At 53.4% G+C, this 17,100-nt stretch carries 19 protein-coding genes; all 19 read left to right on the plus strand.

Annotated elements, in window-relative coordinates:
- The first annotated feature begins 27 nt into the window (after nt 1-27).
- Nucleotides 28-381, plus strand: coding sequence for a 50S ribosomal protein L19 (gene rplS / locus KNP02_RS05205; protein WP_015881369.1), 354 nt, complete (start codon nt 28-30; stop codon nt 379-381).
- Nucleotides 382-463: 82 nt separating this feature from the next.
- Entirely contained in the window at nt 464-1,006 is a 543-nt protein-coding gene (lepB, locus tag KNP02_RS05210; protein ID WP_034777162.1) for a signal peptidase I, read from the plus strand.
- 12 nt (nt 1,007-1,018) lie between these two features.
- Complete coding sequence (ylqF, locus tag KNP02_RS05215; protein ID WP_214707445.1) at nt 1,019-1,879, plus strand: ribosome biogenesis GTPase YlqF; 861 nt, start codon at nt 1,019-1,021, stop codon at nt 1,877-1,879.
- Nucleotides 1,880-1,920: 41 nt separating this feature from the next.
- A complete protein-coding gene (locus KNP02_RS05220; protein ID WP_214707447.1) occupies nt 1,921-2,673 on the plus strand; it encodes a ribonuclease HII in 753 nt (250 codons plus the stop codon).
- An 11-nt stretch (nt 2,674-2,684) separates the two neighbouring features.
- Entirely contained in the window at nt 2,685-3,533 is an 849-nt protein-coding gene (locus tag KNP02_RS05225; protein WP_214707449.1) for a hypothetical protein, read from the plus strand.
- On the plus strand, nt 3,530-3,799 hold the full coding sequence (locus KNP02_RS05230) for an EscU/YscU/HrcU family type III secretion system export apparatus switch protein (protein WP_034777170.1): 270 nt from the start codon (nt 3,530-3,532) through the stop codon (nt 3,797-3,799). Before KNP02_RS05225 ends, KNP02_RS05230 begins: the two co-directional genes overlap by 4 nt.
- A gap of 111 nt (nt 3,800-3,910) precedes the next feature.
- Nucleotides 3,911-5,071: an ADP-forming succinate--CoA ligase subunit beta gene (gene sucC, locus KNP02_RS05235; RefSeq protein WP_034777171.1), complete on the plus strand. Its 1,161-nt coding sequence runs from the start codon at nt 3,911-3,913 to the stop codon at nt 5,069-5,071.
- A 12-nt stretch (nt 5,072-5,083) separates the two neighbouring features.
- Entirely contained in the window at nt 5,084-6,001 is a 918-nt protein-coding gene (gene sucD, locus KNP02_RS05240) for a succinate--CoA ligase subunit alpha (protein WP_034777173.1), read from the plus strand.
- Nucleotides 6,002-6,056: 55 nt separating this feature from the next.
- On the plus strand, nt 6,057-6,848 hold the full coding sequence (gene dprA / locus KNP02_RS05245) for a DNA-processing protein DprA (RefSeq protein ID WP_214707451.1): 792 nt from the start codon (nt 6,057-6,059) through the stop codon (nt 6,846-6,848).
- Between the two features lie 66 nt (nt 6,849-6,914).
- Nucleotides 6,915-9,011 (plus strand): type I DNA topoisomerase, encoded by a 2,097-nt coding sequence (gene topA / locus KNP02_RS05250; protein ID WP_034777177.1) that lies wholly within the window; start codon nt 6,915-6,917, stop codon nt 9,009-9,011.
- Nucleotides 8,963-10,321 (plus strand): FADH(2)-oxidizing methylenetetrahydrofolate--tRNA-(uracil(54)-C(5))-methyltransferase TrmFO, encoded by a 1,359-nt coding sequence (gene trmFO / locus KNP02_RS05255; RefSeq protein WP_052090098.1) that lies wholly within the window; start codon nt 8,963-8,965, stop codon nt 10,319-10,321. Before topA ends, trmFO begins: the two co-directional genes overlap by 49 nt.
- A 186-nt stretch (nt 10,322-10,507) precedes the next feature.
- Nucleotides 10,508-11,389, plus strand: coding sequence for a tyrosine-type recombinase/integrase (locus KNP02_RS05260; protein WP_052090099.1), 882 nt, complete (start codon nt 10,508-10,510; stop codon nt 11,387-11,389).
- An 11-nt stretch (nt 11,390-11,400) separates the two neighbouring features.
- Nucleotides 11,401-11,949, plus strand: a complete 549-nt coding sequence (gene hslV, locus KNP02_RS05265) for an ATP-dependent protease subunit HslV (protein WP_034777181.1) — start codon at nt 11,401-11,403, stop codon at nt 11,947-11,949.
- Nucleotides 11,946-13,316, plus strand: coding sequence for an ATP-dependent protease ATPase subunit HslU (hslU, locus tag KNP02_RS05270; protein WP_214707453.1), 1,371 nt, complete (start codon nt 11,946-11,948; stop codon nt 13,314-13,316). The genes hslV and hslU overlap by 4 nt, the downstream gene beginning before the upstream one ends.
- A 37-nt stretch (nt 13,317-13,353) precedes the next feature.
- Complete coding sequence (gene codY / locus KNP02_RS05275; RefSeq protein ID WP_016508279.1) at nt 13,354-14,133, plus strand: GTP-sensing pleiotropic transcriptional regulator CodY; 780 nt, start codon at nt 13,354-13,356, stop codon at nt 14,131-14,133.
- Between the two features lie 274 nt (nt 14,134-14,407).
- The gene (gene flgB, locus KNP02_RS05280) at nt 14,408-14,776 is read left to right on the plus strand and encodes a flagellar basal body rod protein FlgB (RefSeq protein WP_034777185.1); all 369 of its coding nucleotides are present in this window, start codon (nt 14,408-14,410) and stop codon (nt 14,774-14,776) included.
- A gap of 2 nt (nt 14,777-14,778) precedes the next feature.
- Nucleotides 14,779-15,207, plus strand: a complete 429-nt coding sequence (gene flgC, locus KNP02_RS05285) for a flagellar basal body rod protein FlgC (protein ID WP_138859607.1) — start codon at nt 14,779-14,781, stop codon at nt 15,205-15,207.
- Between the two features lie 13 nt (nt 15,208-15,220).
- Entirely contained in the window at nt 15,221-15,505 is a 285-nt protein-coding gene (gene fliE, locus KNP02_RS05290; protein WP_034777189.1) for a flagellar hook-basal body complex protein FliE, read from the plus strand.
- Between the two features lie 21 nt (nt 15,506-15,526).
- Nucleotides 15,527-17,095, plus strand: coding sequence for a flagellar basal-body MS-ring/collar protein FliF (fliF, locus tag KNP02_RS05295; RefSeq protein WP_138859606.1), 1,569 nt, complete (start codon nt 15,527-15,529; stop codon nt 17,093-17,095).
- Nucleotides 17,096-17,100: the final 5 nt, after the last annotated feature.

Genomic DNA, 17,100 nt, shown 5'->3' on the forward strand with positions numbered 1-17,100 from the left:
AACATTGAAGAAAAAGGAGAACAATTCATGAACACACAAAAACTGTTCCGTGAAATCACAGAAGAACAATTCAAATCGGACGTACCTGCTTTCCGTCCTGGTGACACAGTACGTGTCCACGTTAAAGTCGTAGAGGGAACGCGTGAGCGTATCCAGATCTTCGAAGGCGTTGTCATTAAGCGTAAAGGTGGCGGCATCAGCGAAACATTCACAGTCCGTAAGATTTCTTACGGCGTAGGTGTTGAGCGTGCATTCCCGCTTCACTCACCGCGTGTCGCGCAAATCGAAGTCGTTCGTTACGGTAAAGTCCGTCGTGCGAAACTCTACTACCTCCGCAACCTTCGCGGTAAAGCAGCACGTATTAAAGAAATCCGTCGTTAAGATGGGGATTAAGCTTGTCGCTTGCGACAAGCTTCTTTTTTTCTAGTACAATAAGTTCAAACGGACAGAGGAGTGAGGCAAGTTGAAAGAAGTGTTCAGTTGGCTTAAGGCGATCGTCGTGGCGCTCGTCATCGCGTTCGTGATCCGGACGTTCATCTTTGTACCTGTCATCGTCGAGGGAGAGTCAATGATGCCGACGCTCCAAAATGCCGATCGCATGATCGTCAGCAAAATTTCGAACTACGTCGGTGAGCTCGATCGGGGCGATATTATCGTCTTCCACGCGACGGAATCAAAAGACTATATCAAACGCGTCATCGCCATTCCTGGCGACACGCTCGAATATCGGGACGATACGCTTTACTTGAACGGCGAAGCGGTCGAAGAACCGTATTTAGAGGATTTCCAGGCCCAGATGAACGGCTTTCCTCTTACCGAAAACTTCACGCTCGAACAAGTGACGGGCGAAACGGTCGTCCCGGAAGGTTCGTACTTCGTGATGGGTGACAATCGACAAAACTCGAAAGACAGCCGTGAAATCGGCTTTGTCCCGAAAGAGGACGTCGTCGGCAAAACGAACTTCGTGTTCTGGCCGCTCGGCGATTTCGGGACCGTACAAGAATAAGGTGGTGTTTTTTTGGCAATTCAATGGTTCCCTGGCCACATGGCCAAGGCACGAAGACAAGTAACAGAAAAGTTAAAGCTCATCGATGTCGTCATCGAACTCGTCGATGCACGCGTCCCACAATCGAGCCGTAACCCGATGGTCGATGAGATCACAGAAGGCAAACCGCGTCTCATCGTCTTGAATAAATCCGATATGGCCGATCCCGTCGTCACCGACGCCTGGCTCCGCGCCTTGAAGCGTGACGACGTCGAGGTCGTCGCCGTCGACGCGAAACATAGCAAAGGCTTGAAGCAACTCATGTCGGGTGCCGAGAAGCTCATGCAAGAGAAGCATGACCGCATGCGTGAGAAAGGCCGGAATCCCGGTCCGATCCGCGCCCTCATCATCGGCATCCCGAACGTCGGGAAATCGACGCTCATCAACCGCCTCGCTGGACGCAATATCGCTGTCACTGGCGACCGTCCGGGTGTCACGAAGCGTCAGCAATGGATCAAGATGAAAGGCGGCGAGATGGAATTGCTCGATACGCCGGGGATTCTATGGCCGAAGTTCGAGGACCAGATGGTCGGTTATCGCTTGGCGGCGACCGGTGCCATCAAGGACGATATTTTGAACCTTGATGATATCGCGCTCTATGCGGCCCGTGAGCTATCGGCCCGCTATCCGGAACAGGTGAAAGAGCGATTCAAAATCGATCAACTGCCGGAAGACGCCGTCGAACTGCTCGAAGTGATCGGGAAGAAACGTGGACTCGTCAGCGGCGGCTACGTCGATTTCGAGAAGGCGAGCGAATTACTATTGAACGAACTACGTCATGAGAAAATCGGACGGGTCTCTCTTGAGACACCGGCCGACCATGACATGGCGTGAAGTCCTGTGCAAACAGGGCTTTTTTGAATAGGAGGAACAGCATGACGATTCAAGCGATTAAACAACGGCTACAGACGGTCCGATATGAAGAGTGGGAAGCAGTCCGGGCCGAACTGAAGGATGACCCGCGCGCAGGCGTCCAGACGTTGCTCAGGCAGCGTGAGCGCCAGTTCAAGGTCGAACGTGAGCGCCAGGACGATTATGCGGCCCGGAGCGTGTTCGAGGACGAGTTGAAGGCAAACGGTTATGTCCGCATCTGTGGCGTCGATGAGGTCGGTCGAGGACCGCTCGCCGGTCCGGTCGTCGCCGCGGCCGTCATCTTGCCGGAAGGATTTTATCATCCGGGCTTGAACGACTCGAAACTGATGTCGCCATCAGCACGTGAAGTCGCGTATCGGGCCCTCATGGACGAGGCCATGGTCGGCGTCGGCATCGTCGACGCCGACGTGATTGACCGCGTCAACATTTACGAGGCGACGAAACTCGCGATGATGGAGGCGGTCCGGCAACTCGGTGAAGTCGATGCGCTCTTGATTGACGCGATGACGCTCGAGCTCGACGTCCCGCAACAATCGCTCATCAAAGGCGACGCCCGGAGCGTATCGATCGCGGCGGCGAGCGTCGTCGCCAAAGTCGTCCGTGACAACATGATGGAAGACTACGCCGTCCTCTATCCCGGCTACGGTTTCGAACAGAACGCCGGTTACGGGACGAAAGCGCACTTGGCCGGACTAGCGGAACATGGGATCACGCCAATCCACCGAAAATCGTTCGCGCCGATTAAACATATGTAGGAGGGGTCATCATGCGGATCGATCATCAAGGCGTCATGCCGTTCAAGGTCACGGAACAGAATTCGCGGCAATTGCTCATCGGCAATACGGTCGTCGGTCGGGTGCTCCAGCTGCTGCCGGGAGGCGAGGCGGTCATGCAACTGCCGCAAGGCTTGTTCCGGGTCGGGGTGAACGCTGACGTCAAAGAGAATGTCACGTACAAGATGGTCGTCACCGAGCTCGAACCGAAACTCGTCTTGAAAGTCGTGCCGCAACAAGCAGAAGCCCTTGCGCAAGCCGCACGGTCCCCGCTCGCCCTTTTAAGTTCGGAACTCGGTCGGCTCGCCCGTCAGCCGCTCGACACGCCTGAATCACTTCAGGCGCAAGGGCGTCAACTGCTCGAGAGCGGAGCCGGGTCGGATGTGAAGCAACTCATCGTCGAATTGTTCAAAGCGAAAGGGGACCCGAAGTTCGAGCAGTTCGTCCGGGCTCAGGAGACGTTCAATGCCCTTCAGACGCCGCCATACGTCGCCCAAGCATTTCACATACCGCAATTAGGACCGTTTGAACAAGTCCGCTTCCGCCTCGAGGCGCCGAAGGGCGAGATGATTGACGCCGACCACGCACGCATCGTCCTATTTTTGGAGACACCGAAGTTTGGAGAGACGGGTATCGATCTGCTCGTCCAAAAGCGACACGTCTCGATCAAAGTGTTCAATGAACGGCACAATTTGAGCCCGTTCGTCAACGCTTATGAGCCGTCGCTCAGCAAGGCGCTTGAAGCGAGCGGCTATGAACTGTCACGCTTCTCGTTCGAAGAAAAGCGGGAATCCGTGCCAGACACGTTCGCCCCGCTCGGAAAGGTGGACCAACGCATATGACGGACCGTAAGCAAGCGATCGCCTTGTCCTACGAGCAATCGATGGATTCCCCGCGTGTCGTCGCCAAAGGGGGCGGACTCGTCGCCGAGCGCATGCTCGCGCTCGCGCAGGAGAACGGGGTCCCGATCCATGAGGACCCGGCGCTATTGTCACTATTGTCCGCTTTACAGATTGAGGAGCATATCCCGGACGACCTTTATCAGGTCATCGCCGAGCTTTTCGTGTTTCTTTATCAGATGGAACAAGGAAAAATCGAAGATGTCTAGGGGTAGATATGAAAAAAAGATGAAAACTTAAAGCAAGAACGATAGACAGCGCTTTCAGTTTTTCGTTACAATAGACGTGCCGATATTAAAGGGGACTAAGGGGGAAACGAAATGAATATCCATGAGTATCAGGCGAAAGAATTGCTTCGTGCGTTCGGAGTGGCCGTACCTACGGGCTATCCGGCGTTTAGTGTTGAAGAAGCAGTTACAGCCGCTGCCAAGCTAGACGGTGAACTAAAAGTTGTCAAAGCCCAGATCCACGCAGGGGGCCGCGGGAAAGCCGGCGGTGTCAAACTTGCGAAGACGGATGAGGAAGTCAAACAGTATGCGTCAGAGATTCTCGGCAAGACGCTCGTCACGCACCAGACTGGACCTGAAGGAAAAGTCGTGCAACGCCTTTACATCGAAGAAGGATCTGCGATTGATCAAGAATTCTACTTAGGACTTGTGCTTGACCGTTCGATCGGCCGAATTGTCATCATGGGTTCATCAGAAGGCGGTATGGACATCGAAGAAGTCGCTGAACATACGCCAGAAAAAATTCATAAAGAAGTCGTCGACCCGGTCGTCGGACTCCGTCCGTTCCAAGCGCGCCGTCTTGCCTTCAAGATGGAAGTGCCGACCAAGCTCGTCAACAAGTTCAGTGACATGGTCATGAAACTGTACAAAGTGTATGTCGAGACGGATTGCACGATCGCAGAGATCAACCCGCTCGTCACGACGAAAGACGGAAACGTCATCGCCCTCGATGCGAAGCTCAACTTCGACAGCAACGCGCTCTATCGTCATACAGATATCGTCGATCTTCGTGACACGACGGAAGAAGACCCGCGTGAAGTCGAGGCGTCGAAACACGACCTCAGCTATATCGCGCTCGATGGAAATATTGGTTGCCTCGTCAACGGAGCCGGTCTCGCTATGGCGACGATGGATATCATCAAGCACTACGGCGCCGAACCCGCTAACTTCCTCGATGTAGGCGGCGGTGCGACGAAAGAAAAAGTAACGGAAGCGTTCAAATTGATTTTGTCAGACGACCAAGTCAAAGGCATTTTCGTCAACATCTTCGGTGGCATCATGAAGTGTGACATCATCGCTGAAGGTATCGTCGCGGCGACGAAAGAAATCGGTCTCGATTTACCACTCGTCGTCCGTTTAGAAGGCACGAACGTGGATGCGGGACGACGCATTCTCGATGAATCTGGACTTGCGATCACTTCGGCGAGCTCGATGGCTGACGGTGCAGAAAAAATCGCGGCACTCGTTCGATAAGGGGGAAACGACATGAGTATTTGGGCGAATCAAGATACAAAAGTGATCATTCAAGGGATCACGGGGAAACAAGGTCTGTTCCACGGCGAACAGATGCTGGCTTATAACACAAAATTGGTCGGAGGCGTGACACCTGGAAAAGGTGGCACGACCGTACTTGACGGCGTACCAGTCTTCAACACGGTGTCAGAGGCCGTCGAAGCAACGGGCGCGAACGCATCGATCATCTACGTACCACCGGCCTTCGCAGCCGATTCAATCATGGAAGCGGCCGATAGCGGGATTGAACTGATCATCTGTATCACAGAAGGCATCCCGGTCATCGACATGATTCAAGTGAAACGTTACCTCGAGGACAAACCGGCCCGTCTCATCGGACCAAACTGCCCGGGAATCATCACGCCAGGGGAAGCAAAACTTGGCATCATGCCAGGCTATATCCATACGAAAGGCCATGTCGGTATCGTCTCGCGTTCAGGGACGCTCACGTACGAGGCGGTCCATCAGTTGACGACGGCCGGGATTGGACAATCGACAGCGGTCGGAATCGGTGGCGACCCGGTCAACGGGACGAACTTCATCGATACGCTCCAAGCGTTCAACGAAGATGAGGACACGAAAGCGGTCATCATGATCGGTGAAATCGGTGGAACGGCCGAAGAAGAAGCCGCCGAATGGGTGAAGGCGAACATGACGAAGCCAGTCATCGGCTTCATCGGTGGTCAAACCGCTCCTGAAGGGAAACGGATGGGCCATGCGGGCGCCATCATCTCAGGCGGAAAAGGAACGGCCGCCGAGAAAATCAAGACGTTGAACGCCAACGGGATCGAAGTCGCCGAGACGCCTGCCGTCATCGGAGAGACGCTCATCCGGGTGTTGAAGCAAGAAGGATTGTATGAAGCTTGCGTGACGGGTCAACCGACCACGTAAACCATTCGGAAATGAGGGATGCGCGCCATCCCTCATTTTTTTAGAGGTGATTGTGATGAATCAAACAATCGCTCGATTCGCGGCTGAACGGCTGCCGGTCGAGTTCGTCCATCATTACTTATCGCATCCGGGTTCGAGCACTCGTCCCTTCCATCCGAACGTCTGGAACAAAGCAAAACGGGCGCTTCGTTCAACGGTCACGTACGACCGTTTTTTGACGTGGGAAGACGACGCGTTCCCGCGCGCGCTGCTCGACATTCCGAACCCTCCGTATTGTTTGTTTTACCGAGGCGATTTAGAGGTACTACAACAACAAACGACCGCTTTGGTCGGAAGCCGTGAATTGAATCGCATCAGCCATCGTCTCGTCGAGCATTTCTACCCTTTAATAGAAGAAACTGTCTCGGTATCGGGCGGTGCGCTCGGCATCGATGGTCTCGTCCATGAGTTGGCACTCCAGCATAACCGTCCGACGATCGCTGTCCTCGGAGCGGGCTTTTCACACATGTATCCTCAAGCGCATGCGCCACTGTTCGAACGAATTTCGAGACACGGGTTACTCCTCACCGAATACCCACCGGAAACACCTGTCAAAAAATTTCAATTTTTAGAACGTAATCGTCTCGTCAGCGGACTCGGCGATCAGCTCGTCGTCATTCAGGCCCGTCAGAAGAGCGGGACGATGAATACGGTCGGACATGCGCTCGAGCAAGGAAAGACGGTGTTTGCGGTACCTGGAAGCCCGCTTGATCCGCTCGCGGCAGGTCCGAATCGATTGATTGAGGACGGGGCGATTCCATTGACGACTTCCGACCAAATTCTAATGCGTTCAAGGATTGGACGTTGACAAACGAGCGACAACATGAATATTATGATAGGGATTTAAAACGACCTCTAAAAGGGGAGCAGATGTATGGCAAAATATTTGGTGATCGTCGAATCACCGGCGAAAGCAAAGACAATTAAACGTTATTTAGGATCGAATTACACGGTCAAAGCGTCAATGGGTCACGTCATCGATTTACCGAAAAGTCAACTCGGTGTCGACGTGGAACATGACTTTGAACCGAAGTACATTACGATTCGTGGAAAAGGCCCAGTTTTGAAAGAATTGAAGACGGCAGCCAAAAAAGCGACGAAAATCTTTCTCGCGGCTGACCCGGATCGCGAAGGGGAAGCGATCGCCTGGCATCTAGCGCGTGCCCTCGGTGTCGACGAAACGACAGAATGTCGGGTCGTCTTTAACGAGATCACGAAAGATGCGATCAAGGAGTCATTCAAGCACCCACGTAAAATCAATCACGATCTCGTCGACGCCCAACAAGCGCGGCGAATTTTGGATCGTCTCGTCGGATACGGGATGAGCCCATTATTATGGAAGAAAGTCAAAAAAGGCTTATCGGCCGGACGCGTCCAATCAGTGGCCGTCAAAATGATCATCGACCGGGAGCGGGAGATCAACGCCTTCGACCCAGAAGAGTATTGGACGATCAAACTCATGCTCAACCATGAAGGCGAATTGTTCGAGACTTCGTTTTATGGGAAAGACGGGAAGAAACTGGAGCTCAAGAGCGAGGCAGACGCCGACGCGGTGCTCAACGCGATCGACGACTCGTTCAAAGTCATCGATGTCACGAAGAAAGAGCGGAAGCGGAACGCCTCGCTCCCGTTTACGACAAGTTCGCTCCAACAGGATGCGGCCCGTAAGCTCAACTTCCGTGCCAAGAAAACGATGATGCTCGCGCAACAACTTTACGAAGGGATCGACCTCGGTAAGAAAGAAGGTACCGTCGGTTTGATCACGTATATGCGTACCGATTCGACACGGATCTCAGATTTAGCGAAAGAAGAAGCGAAATCGTATATCGAATCCACATTCGGAGAAGAGTACGTCGCATTGCAGAAACAAAAAGAGAAGAAGGCGGCAAACGCCCAGGATGCCCACGAAGCGATTCGTCCGACGTCGGCGTTACGTGACCCGGCCTCGGTCAAAGCATACCTGTCACGCGACCAGCTCCGACTGTACAAGTTGATTTGGGAACGTCTCGTGGCGAGCCAAATGGCGCCGGCCATCCTCGACACGGTAAAAATCGACGTCGAATCGAACGGCATGATTTTCCGTGCCAACGGGTCGACGGTCAAATTCCCAGGTTTCATGAAAGTGTATATCGAATCGAAAGATGATGATATCGAAGATACGAATCCAGAAAAAGAAGGGTTGCTCCCACCGCTCGAAGTCGACGACCTCGTCAAGTTCGACACGATCGAGCCGAAACAGCACTTCACCCAACCGCCGCCGCGTTATAGCGAGGCACGGCTCGTCCGGGCGATGGAAGAGCTCGGGATCGGTCGTCCGTCGACATATGCACCGACGCTCGACACGATTCAAAAACGTGGCTACGTCGTCCTTGAAGAGAAGAAGTTCGTCCCGACGGAGCTCGGTGAACTTGTCATCGAGATGATTGACGAGTATTTCAACGATTTCATCACCGTACAGTTCACGGCCGACATGGAGACCCTCCTCGACTCGATTGAGAACGAGGAAGTCCAATGGACCGACGTCGTTGCCCCGATCTATCGCAGTTTCGAGAAACGCTTGAAACGGGCCGAGGCCGAGATCGAGAAGATCGAAGTGAAAGATGAACCGGCTGGCATCGACTGTGAAGTATGCGGTGCGCCGATGGTCATCAAAATGGGCCGCTACGGTAAATTTATGGCGTGCTCGAACTTCCCGAACTGTACGAACACGAAACCGGTACAAGTCGAGATCGGCGTCCCATGTCCGAGCTGCAAAGACGGACAAGTCGTCGAACGACGCAGTAAAAAAGGTCGTCTATTCTACGGTTGCTCGAACTATCCAGACTGTGAGTTCGTCTCATGGGACAAACCGGTCGCGAAACCGTGTCCGGAATGTGGTAAGATGATGGTCGAGAAAAAAATCAAAGACGGCGTGAAATATCAATGTACGAACTGTACCCATGCCGAGGTACATCAGTTAGAGGAGGATTAACTTTGCAGCAACGTGTAACTGTGATCGGAGCGGGCCTCGCCGGCTCCGAGGCGGCTTGGCAACTCGCGAAGCGCGGGATTCAAGTCGATTTGTATGAAATGAGACCGGTGCGAAAGACGCCGGCACACCATACGGACCAATTCGCGGAATTGGTCTGCTCGAACTCGCTCCGGGCGAACGGGCTCCAAAATGCGGTCGGTGTCTTGAAGGAAGAGATGCGTACGCTCGACTCGCTCATCTTGAAAGCGGCGGATACGGCGAGCGTACCGGCCGGCGGCGCTCTCGCCGTCGACCGTCACGACTTCGCAGGATTCGTGACCGACACGTTGAAAAACCATCCGAACGTGACCGTGCACAACGAAGAGATCACGGCGATTCCGGACGGGATCGTCATCATGGCGACCGGGCCGCTCACATCGCCTGACCTTTCGGCTTCGCTCAAAGCGTTCACTGGTGAAGACTATTTGTACTTCTACGACGCAGCCGCTCCAATCCTGGACGGCGAGACGATCGACCGGGACAAGGTTTACTTGAAGTCACGTTACGATAAGGGCGAAGCGGCCTACCTCAACTGTCCGATGACGGAAGAGGAGTTCGACTTGTTCTATGACGAACTCGTTAAAGCCGAAGTCGTCCCGCTCAAAGAGTTCGAGAAAGAGATTTACTTCGAAGGCTGCATGCCGTTTGAAGTACTCGCCCAACGCGGCAAGAAGACGCTCTTGTTCGGACCGATGAAGCCGGTCGGCCTCGAAGATCCGAAGACGGGCAAACGTCCGCATGCGGTCGTGCAATTGCGGCAAGATAACTCGGCCGGGACGCTCTTCAACTTGGTCGGTTTCCAGACGCACCTGAAATGGGGCGAACAGAAACGAATCATTCAATTGATTCCAGGTCTTGAGAACGCCGAGATCGTGCGTTACGGTGTCATGCACCGGAACACGTTCATCAACTCACCGAGCCTCTTGAAACCGACGTATCAGGCCCGCACACGCGACACGTTGTTCTTTGCCGGCCAGATGACCGGTGTCGAAGGGTATGTCGAGTCGGCGGCCTCTGGTCTCCTCGCCGGGATCAACGCGGCGAAGCTGATCGCTGGGGAAGAGCTCGTCGTCCTCCCGCGTGAGACGATGCTCGGTTCGATGGCGCACTACATCACGACAACGGACGGGAAACACTTCCAACCGATGAACGCGAACTTCGGTCTCGTGCCGTCGCTTGAAGACGCTCCGAAGAAGATGAAGAAACAAGAACGTTACGAGCGCTACGCGAACCGTGCCCTCGAAACGATTCAACAGTATAAAGAGATTTAAGGGAAAGGAGCCATTTTTTGGCTCCTTTTTGATGAATCTAAATTTCAATTGTGTAATTTGTACAACACTTTGAAAATTTTCAGATTATTGAAGAGGTATCTATTGTCACCTCTGACTGTGTATGCTATGCTAATTTCGATTTGACGGGAACATGCGTTTTTAAGCTGAAAACGAGGAGGCGAGAGGATGAGATTCGTTGACGATCAACAATCGTTTTTGCGCTATTGCCAAGTCGAACGCCGACTGTCTCCTCATACAAAACGCTCTTACGAGCAGACGCTCGACCAGTACGCCGTTTATTGCCAATCGACACATCAAGATCCTTATGATGTGCAGTCGGCGCGGCGTTATTTATATGCTCTTTATGAGGCAGACACCGCCACGACGACGGTCGCCCAAAAAGTATCGTGTCTCAAACAATTCGGGAAATTTGTGGCACGTGAAACGGGCGGTGAACCGTTGTTTCATGGTTTGACGTCACCGAAACGGCGAAAGTCGCTACCAACGTTCGCCGTGCCGAGCGAGGTCGAACAGCTTTTGAAGGCAGCCGAAGGGCAAGACGACCCATTCCTACGGGCACGTGATGTCGCGATCGTCGAGATGTTGTACGGGACAGGCATGCGTGTCGCCGAGTTGTGCGGCATGGACGTGTCGTCCTACGATGCGGGCCTCGCGTTCGTCCATGTCGTCGGAAAAGGGAAGAAAGAACGTTACATCCCAATCGGGCAGTTCGCCATCGAGGCGCTCGACCGTTACTTAGACATGCGGCAAACGTGCGCGACGACTCAGGAAACGGCATTATTTCTCAGTCAAAAAGGGAATCGGGTGACAACGGACCAAATTCGCTACGTTATGAAGCGACTCCGGAAGCTGGGAGGCCTTCACAAGCCGTTGACGCCACACTCACTCCGTCACAGTTTTGCGACGGACCTGCTCGAGCGCGGGGCGGACCTTCGCGCCGTCCAGGAACTGCTCGGACACGAGTCGCTCTCCACGACCGGACGTTATACCCACGTCTCGACCGAGCGTCTGCGAGCGGTCTATCAAGCTACACATCCGAGAAAGTAGGAGGTCATCAGATGTTTCATGCAACCACGATTTTCGCGGTCCACCATAACGGACACGGCGCGATGAGCGGAGACGGACAAGTCACGTTCGGGAACGCCGTCATCATGAAAAATAAGGCCAAAAAAGTACGACGTCTTTATGGCGGCAAAGTCGTCGCCGGATTCGCCGGCAGCGTCGCCGACGCGTTCACCCTTTTCGAAAAGTTTGAATCGAAGCTTGAGATGTACAACGGAAACTTGCCGCGTGCGGCCGTCGAGCTGGCCAAAGAGTGGCGTGGGGATAAGATGCTCCGCCAACTTGAGGCGTTGTTGATCGTCATGGACAGCGATCACTTATTGCTCGTGTCTGGGAACGGGGAAGTGATTGAACCGGACGACGGCATCTTGGCCATCGGTTCGGGCGGGAACTACGCCCTCGCCGCCGGACGTGCCCTCGTGCGGCATTCGCCGGAGAAAACAGCAGAAGACATAGCCCGTGCCGCTCTCGAGATTGCCGGGGAGCTGTGCGTCTACACGAACGACCAAGTCATCGTAGAAACGATCGGAGGCGATTCTGAATGAAACGTGAACTGACACCCCGCCAAATCGTAGCGGAGTTAGACCGCTTCGTCATCGGACAGAAAGATGCGAAGCGCGCGGTCGCGATTGCGCTCCGCAATCGCTATCGGCGTCAAAAACTGAGCGCCGACTTGCGCGATGAAGTGACACCGAAGAATATCTTGATGATCGGACCGACCGGTGTCGGGAAAACGGAGATTGCGCGACGGTTAGCCAAACTCGTCGGCGCACCGTTCGTCAAAGTCGAAGCGACGAAGTTCACGGAAGTCGGTTATGTCGGCCGTGACGTCGAGTCGATGGTCCGAGACCTCGTCGAAGATTCGGTCCGTCTCGTGAAGGAAGAGAAGAAAGAGGGCGTGAAAGAACAAGCCGAGGTCGCAGCGATCGAACGCATCCTCGACGCCCTGCAAGGGAAAGCCAAGGTCGAGCCGACCGCATCCAATCCGTTTGAGGCGCTGTTCGGGGGTCAAGGTCAAAAGACCGAGGAACCGACGAGCACACAGTCGTCCGATCGCGCGCAACTGCGCCGCTTGCTTGAACTCGGTGAGCTCGAAGAACGGTTGATTGAGGTCAACCTCGAAGAAAAACAGACCGTCGACTTGTTCCAAGGACAAGGCATGGAAGGGTTATCGAATCTCCAAGACATGCTCGGTCAAATCGTGCCGAAAAAACGGAAAAAGCGCAAACTGCCAGTCCGTGAAGCACGACCGCTCATCATCGCTGAAGAAGCGGAGAACTTGCTCGACATGAACGAGGTTCATGACGAGGCCGTCCGCCGCAGTGAACAGATGGGGATCATCTTCGTCGATGAGATCGACAAGATTGCGACGAAGTCGCAAGATCACGTCGGTGTCTCACGGGAAGGGGTCCAACGTGACATTCTCCCAATCGTCGAAGGGTCGACCGTCGTGACGAAGTATGGCCCGGTCAAGACGGACCACGTGCTGTTTATCGCCGCCGGCGCATTCCATATGGCCAAACCGTCCGATTTGATTCCTGAACTTCAAGGTCGGTTCCCGATTCGCGTCGAATTGGGCAGCTTGACCGAAGAAGACTTCGTCAAGATCTTGACCGAGCCGTCCCAGGCACTCATCAAGCAGTACACCGCTCTTCTCGAGTCTGAGGAGATCAGTGTCGAGTTCACGCATTCGGCCATCGAAGAGATTGCTCGTATCGCCACGCACGTCAACCGAGAGACGGACGACATCGGTGCCCGCCGCTTATACACGATCATGGAGCGCGTGCTTGAGGACTTGTCGTTCGAGGCGGCCGATATGCCGCAGACACACGTTCAAATCACACCGGCTTATGTGAAAGAAAAAGTCGGATCGATCGCGGAAGATCGAGACTTGAGCCAATTTATACTATAAGATTCTGTATGCACATACAGGGAGGAAAATAAGAATTATGAACTTACTAGACAAAACACGCCAATTGAACACGATGCTTCAACAAGAGGCAAGCGCACACGTTGATTTTAAAGAAATGGCGGACAAAATGCGCGAAGTACTCGAAGCGAATACGTTCATCGTGAGCCGTCGCGGCCGCTTGCTCGGTTTCGCGATCAAACAACAGATCGAGAACGAACGGATGAAGGCGTTTTTAGTCGACCGCCAATTCCCGGAGCCTTATGCCTCGAACTTGTTCAACGTGAAGGAGACGACAGAAAACATCGGCATCGACAGTGAATATACAGCCTTCCCGGTCGAGAACCGTGAACTGTTCCTCGACTCGATGACGACGATCGTCCCAATCATCGGAGGCGGCGAACGTCTCGGGACACTCGTACTCGGTCGTCTCAACAATGAGTTCACGGAAGACGACCTCGTCTTGGCAGAATATAGCGCGACGGTCGTCGGAATGGAGATTCTGCGTGAGAAAGCGGCTGAAGCCGAGGCGTCGGCCCGTAAGAAGGCGGTCGTTCAAATGGCGATCAACTCGCTCTCTTATTCAGAGCTCGAAGCGATCGAACATATCTTCGAGGAGCTCGGTGGAAACGAAGGGCTGTTAGTTGCTTCCAAAATTGCCGATAGAGTGGGAATCACACGTTCGGTCATCGTCAATGCGCTCCGCAAATTGGAAAGCGCAGGCGTCATCGAATCACGTTCGCTTGGTATGAAAGGAACGTATATTAAGATACTAAATGACAACTTCTTGTTCGAATTGCAAAAATTGAAATCGAATTGAAATAAAGACAATTCAGTATATGAATTATAGGAAAGTCTATTGAATCAGGACTTTCGGCTTATAAAGTCGCTTCCGATACGTCGGGGGTGACTTTTTTTAGTGCAAAAGTAATTATTTTCAGAATTAGTCATATATTCGACAAAAAAAGAAGATAGCATTTACCTGTTTTTAAAAAAATATCTTTCAACACTGTTACAGATTTGTTTCAATGTAATAGTAGATTTTCCAAATAAGGTATATACATGCATTCTTTTGGTGAAAGTGAGTGAAACGCATGAATTGGATCGGCACCGACTATCAATTAATGAAGCAAGCGATCAATCATTCGGTCGTAAATCAGAAGGTCATCAGCCATAACCTGTCAAATATCGATACCCCGAACTTCCGGGCGAAACAAGCCGTGTTCGAACAGACGTTGAACAACGAGATGCGTCTCAAATTGGCGGGTGGACGTCCGAGCGAGCGAGCGGCAACGACAATCACGGACCGGGCCGGAGGAGCGATGCGAAGTGACGGGAACAACGTCGACCTCGACTATGAAATGAGCGAGTTGGCCCGGAACCAACTTCAATACGAAGCGATGATGGAACAATTGAACCGCCGGCTCGGCGGACTCAAGACCGTCATTAGAGGAGGACGTTAACGATGGGGATGTTTGATAGTTTTCATATCTCGGCGACGGCATTGACGTCACAGCGGCTTCGGATGGACACGGTATCCGCAAACATCGCGAACGCCCAGACGACAAGAGGCAAACTCGTCGACGGAGAGTGGCAACCGTACACGCGGAAAATGACCGTCTTGCAGGAAGCACCGTTTCGACAACAGTTGTCCGCCGTCAGCGGCGGCGTCGAAGTATCACAAATCATGGAAGATGAAAGCCCGTATAAGCTCGTCTATGACCCGAGCCATCCAGATTCGGATGACCGCGGCTACGTTCAAATGCCGAACGTCGACCTGTTGAAAGAAATGGTCGATTTGATGGGGGCGACCCGGTCATACGAGGCAAACATCGCTGCAATGAACGCCACGAAAGCGATGCTCGTCAAAGCGATGGAAATCGGTAAAGGATAAGGAGTGACAAACGATGCAAATTAACCCGATACAGTTGATCGGTACACAACCGACCGTCACGCCGACGGTAAAAGAGACACCGTCTCAGTTCGGTACGTATTTGAACGAGGCGATGCGCTCGTTGAACGATGTCCAACAAGCGACGAGTTCAGCCCGGGCCGACCTTGCTGTCGGCAAAGCAGATTTACATCAAGTCATGATTCAAAGTGAAGAGTCGTCGATTGCGATGCAACTCGCCATTGAGGTGCGAAACAAAGCGGTCGAGGCCTATCAAGAAATGATGCGAATGCAAGTTTAATGTAGAGGATGACGAGTTGCGATGAATGAAAAGTTAAAAGAACGATTCGGTTCACTGACCGGTTCCCTTCAAATGATAAAGACGAACCGTAAAATCTTCTGGGGCCTCGTCATCGCCGGCGTACTTCTCGTCGCGGTGGTCTTGACCGTCTGGCTGTCGCGCCCGAACATGGCTCCGCTTTATACGAACCTGTCCGCCCAAGAAGCGGGCGAGGTGACGGAGAAGCTGACGGCTGACGGTGTGAAAGCCGAAATTAAAGCGACATCGAACGGCGTGAGTGTATACGTACCGAGCGAACAGGTCGATCAATTGAAAGTCAGCCTCGCAGCAGCGGGCATCCCGAAGTCAGGCGCAATCGACTACAGTTTCTTCAGTGAAAATGCCGGTTTCGGAACGACCGACCGCGAGATGGCCGTCATCGAACGGAGTGCGATGCAGACCGAGCTCGAACGGTTGATCACACAGATCGAAGGGATCAACCAAGCGAAAGTCATCATCTCGATTCCTGAGAAATCGGTCTTCTTGGCGGAAGACCAGGGCGAGCCGACGGCGTCGATTGTCTTAAATTTAGGAGCAGGTACGAATCTTGAACCGGCGACGGTCAAAGGGCTCTACCATTTGATTAGTAAGAGCGTGCCGAACTTGAAACCAGAAAACATCTCGGTCATGGACCAATATTTTACGTATTACGATTTGGACCAAACGACGACGGCAGGAGGATCATCCACCGATCCGCTCGTCTTGAAGCGTCAAGTTGAGAAAGATGTCCGTCAACAGATTCAACAGATGCTTTCCGTCCTCTTAGGAGAGCGGAGCGTCCTCGTCTCGGTTACGGCCGATATCGACACGACGCAAGCGGCAGAAGAGCAGAACCTCGTGACACCTGTCAACGAGGACAGCATGGAAGGGATCGTCACATCGGCCGAACGAATCGCCGAAGCGTACACCGGCGGTACCGGCGCGGCGACCGCGGCGGGCACGGCCGAGAATGACACGGTCAATTTCCCGGCCGCCACCGGCACCGGGGAAGAAGAGAGCGAAAAGAATCATGAAATCATCAATTATGAAGTCAACCGCATCACGAAACAGATTCAAAACGCACCGTACTCGATTCGTGATCTCGGTGTTCAATTGATCGTCGAACCGCCGAACGGGGCGACGACGATTGACCCACAACTCGAAGGTGACCTCGAGACGATGATGTACTCGATTATCCGGACGTCACTCGCCAAGACCGGCGAGGCGCTCACAGAGGCGGAACTTGAACAGAAAGTCGTCGTCGTATCGCGTCCATTCGCTGAGACGGAAGAAGCGGCTGCGGTCGAACAACCTACCCAGTGGTGGATGTATGCGGCAGCAGCAGGGGCCGTCGTCTTGCTCGCGCTCTTGTTCTTCGCGCTGCGTAAACGCAAACGTGAACCGATTGCCGAGTCGAACGAATGGGAAGTTCCATATGAAGACGAAGTACCGGACCTCGACCTTGAAGAACGAGGCGAAGGGGCCGTCAAGAAGAAACAGTTGGAGAAATTGGCAGAGAGCAATCCTGAAGAGTTCGCCAAACTTCTCCGTACTTGGATGTCTGAGGAGTGAGTACT

The sequence above is a fragment of the Exiguobacterium sp. s40 genome (genome assembly GCF_018617905.1).
GTDB classification, from domain to species: Bacteria; Bacillota; Bacilli; order Exiguobacteriales; family Exiguobacteriaceae; genus Exiguobacterium; species Exiguobacterium mexicanum_A.

Bases quoted from the DNA above. Each gene is read 5' to 3' on its own strand.
- topA (WP_034777177.1), top strand. From the start codon at position 6,915: ATGGCAAAATATTTGGTGATCGTCGAATCACCGGCGAAAGCAAAGACA.
- KNP02_RS05260 (WP_052090099.1), top strand. From the start codon at position 10,508: ATGAGATTCGTTGACGATCAACAATCGTTTTTGCGCTATTGCCAAGTC.
- hslV (WP_034777181.1), top strand. From the start codon at position 11,401: ATGTTTCATGCAACCACGATTTTCGCGGTCCACCATAACGGACACGGC.
- sucC (WP_034777171.1), top strand. From the start codon at position 3,911: ATGAATATCCATGAGTATCAGGCGAAAGAATTGCTTCGTGCGTTCGGA.
- trmFO (WP_052090098.1), top strand. From the start codon at position 8,963: ATGTACGAACTGTACCCATGCCGAGGTACATCAGTTAGAGGAGGATTA.
- flgC (WP_138859607.1), top strand. From the start codon at position 14,779: ATGGGGATGTTTGATAGTTTTCATATCTCGGCGACGGCATTGACGTCA.
- KNP02_RS05230 (WP_034777170.1), top strand. From the start codon at position 3,530: ATGACGGACCGTAAGCAAGCGATCGCCTTGTCCTACGAGCAATCGATG.
- KNP02_RS05225 (WP_214707449.1), top strand. From the start codon at position 2,685: ATGCGGATCGATCATCAAGGCGTCATGCCGTTCAAGGTCACGGAACAG.
- KNP02_RS05220 (WP_214707447.1), top strand. From the start codon at position 1,921: ATGACGATTCAAGCGATTAAACAACGGCTACAGACGGTCCGATATGAA.
- flgB (WP_034777185.1), top strand. From the start codon at position 14,408: ATGAATTGGATCGGCACCGACTATCAATTAATGAAGCAAGCGATCAAT.
- codY (WP_016508279.1), top strand. From the start codon at position 13,354: ATGAACTTACTAGACAAAACACGCCAATTGAACACGATGCTTCAACAA.
- fliE (WP_034777189.1), top strand. From the start codon at position 15,221: ATGCAAATTAACCCGATACAGTTGATCGGTACACAACCGACCGTCACG.
- rplS (WP_015881369.1), top strand. From the start codon at position 28: ATGAACACACAAAAACTGTTCCGTGAAATCACAGAAGAACAATTCAAA.
- fliF (WP_138859606.1), top strand. From the start codon at position 15,527: ATGAATGAAAAGTTAAAAGAACGATTCGGTTCACTGACCGGTTCCCTT.
- hslU (WP_214707453.1), top strand. From the start codon at position 11,946: ATGAAACGTGAACTGACACCCCGCCAAATCGTAGCGGAGTTAGACCGC.
- sucD (WP_034777173.1), top strand. From the start codon at position 5,084: ATGAGTATTTGGGCGAATCAAGATACAAAAGTGATCATTCAAGGGATC.
- dprA (WP_214707451.1), top strand. From the start codon at position 6,057: ATGAATCAAACAATCGCTCGATTCGCGGCTGAACGGCTGCCGGTCGAG.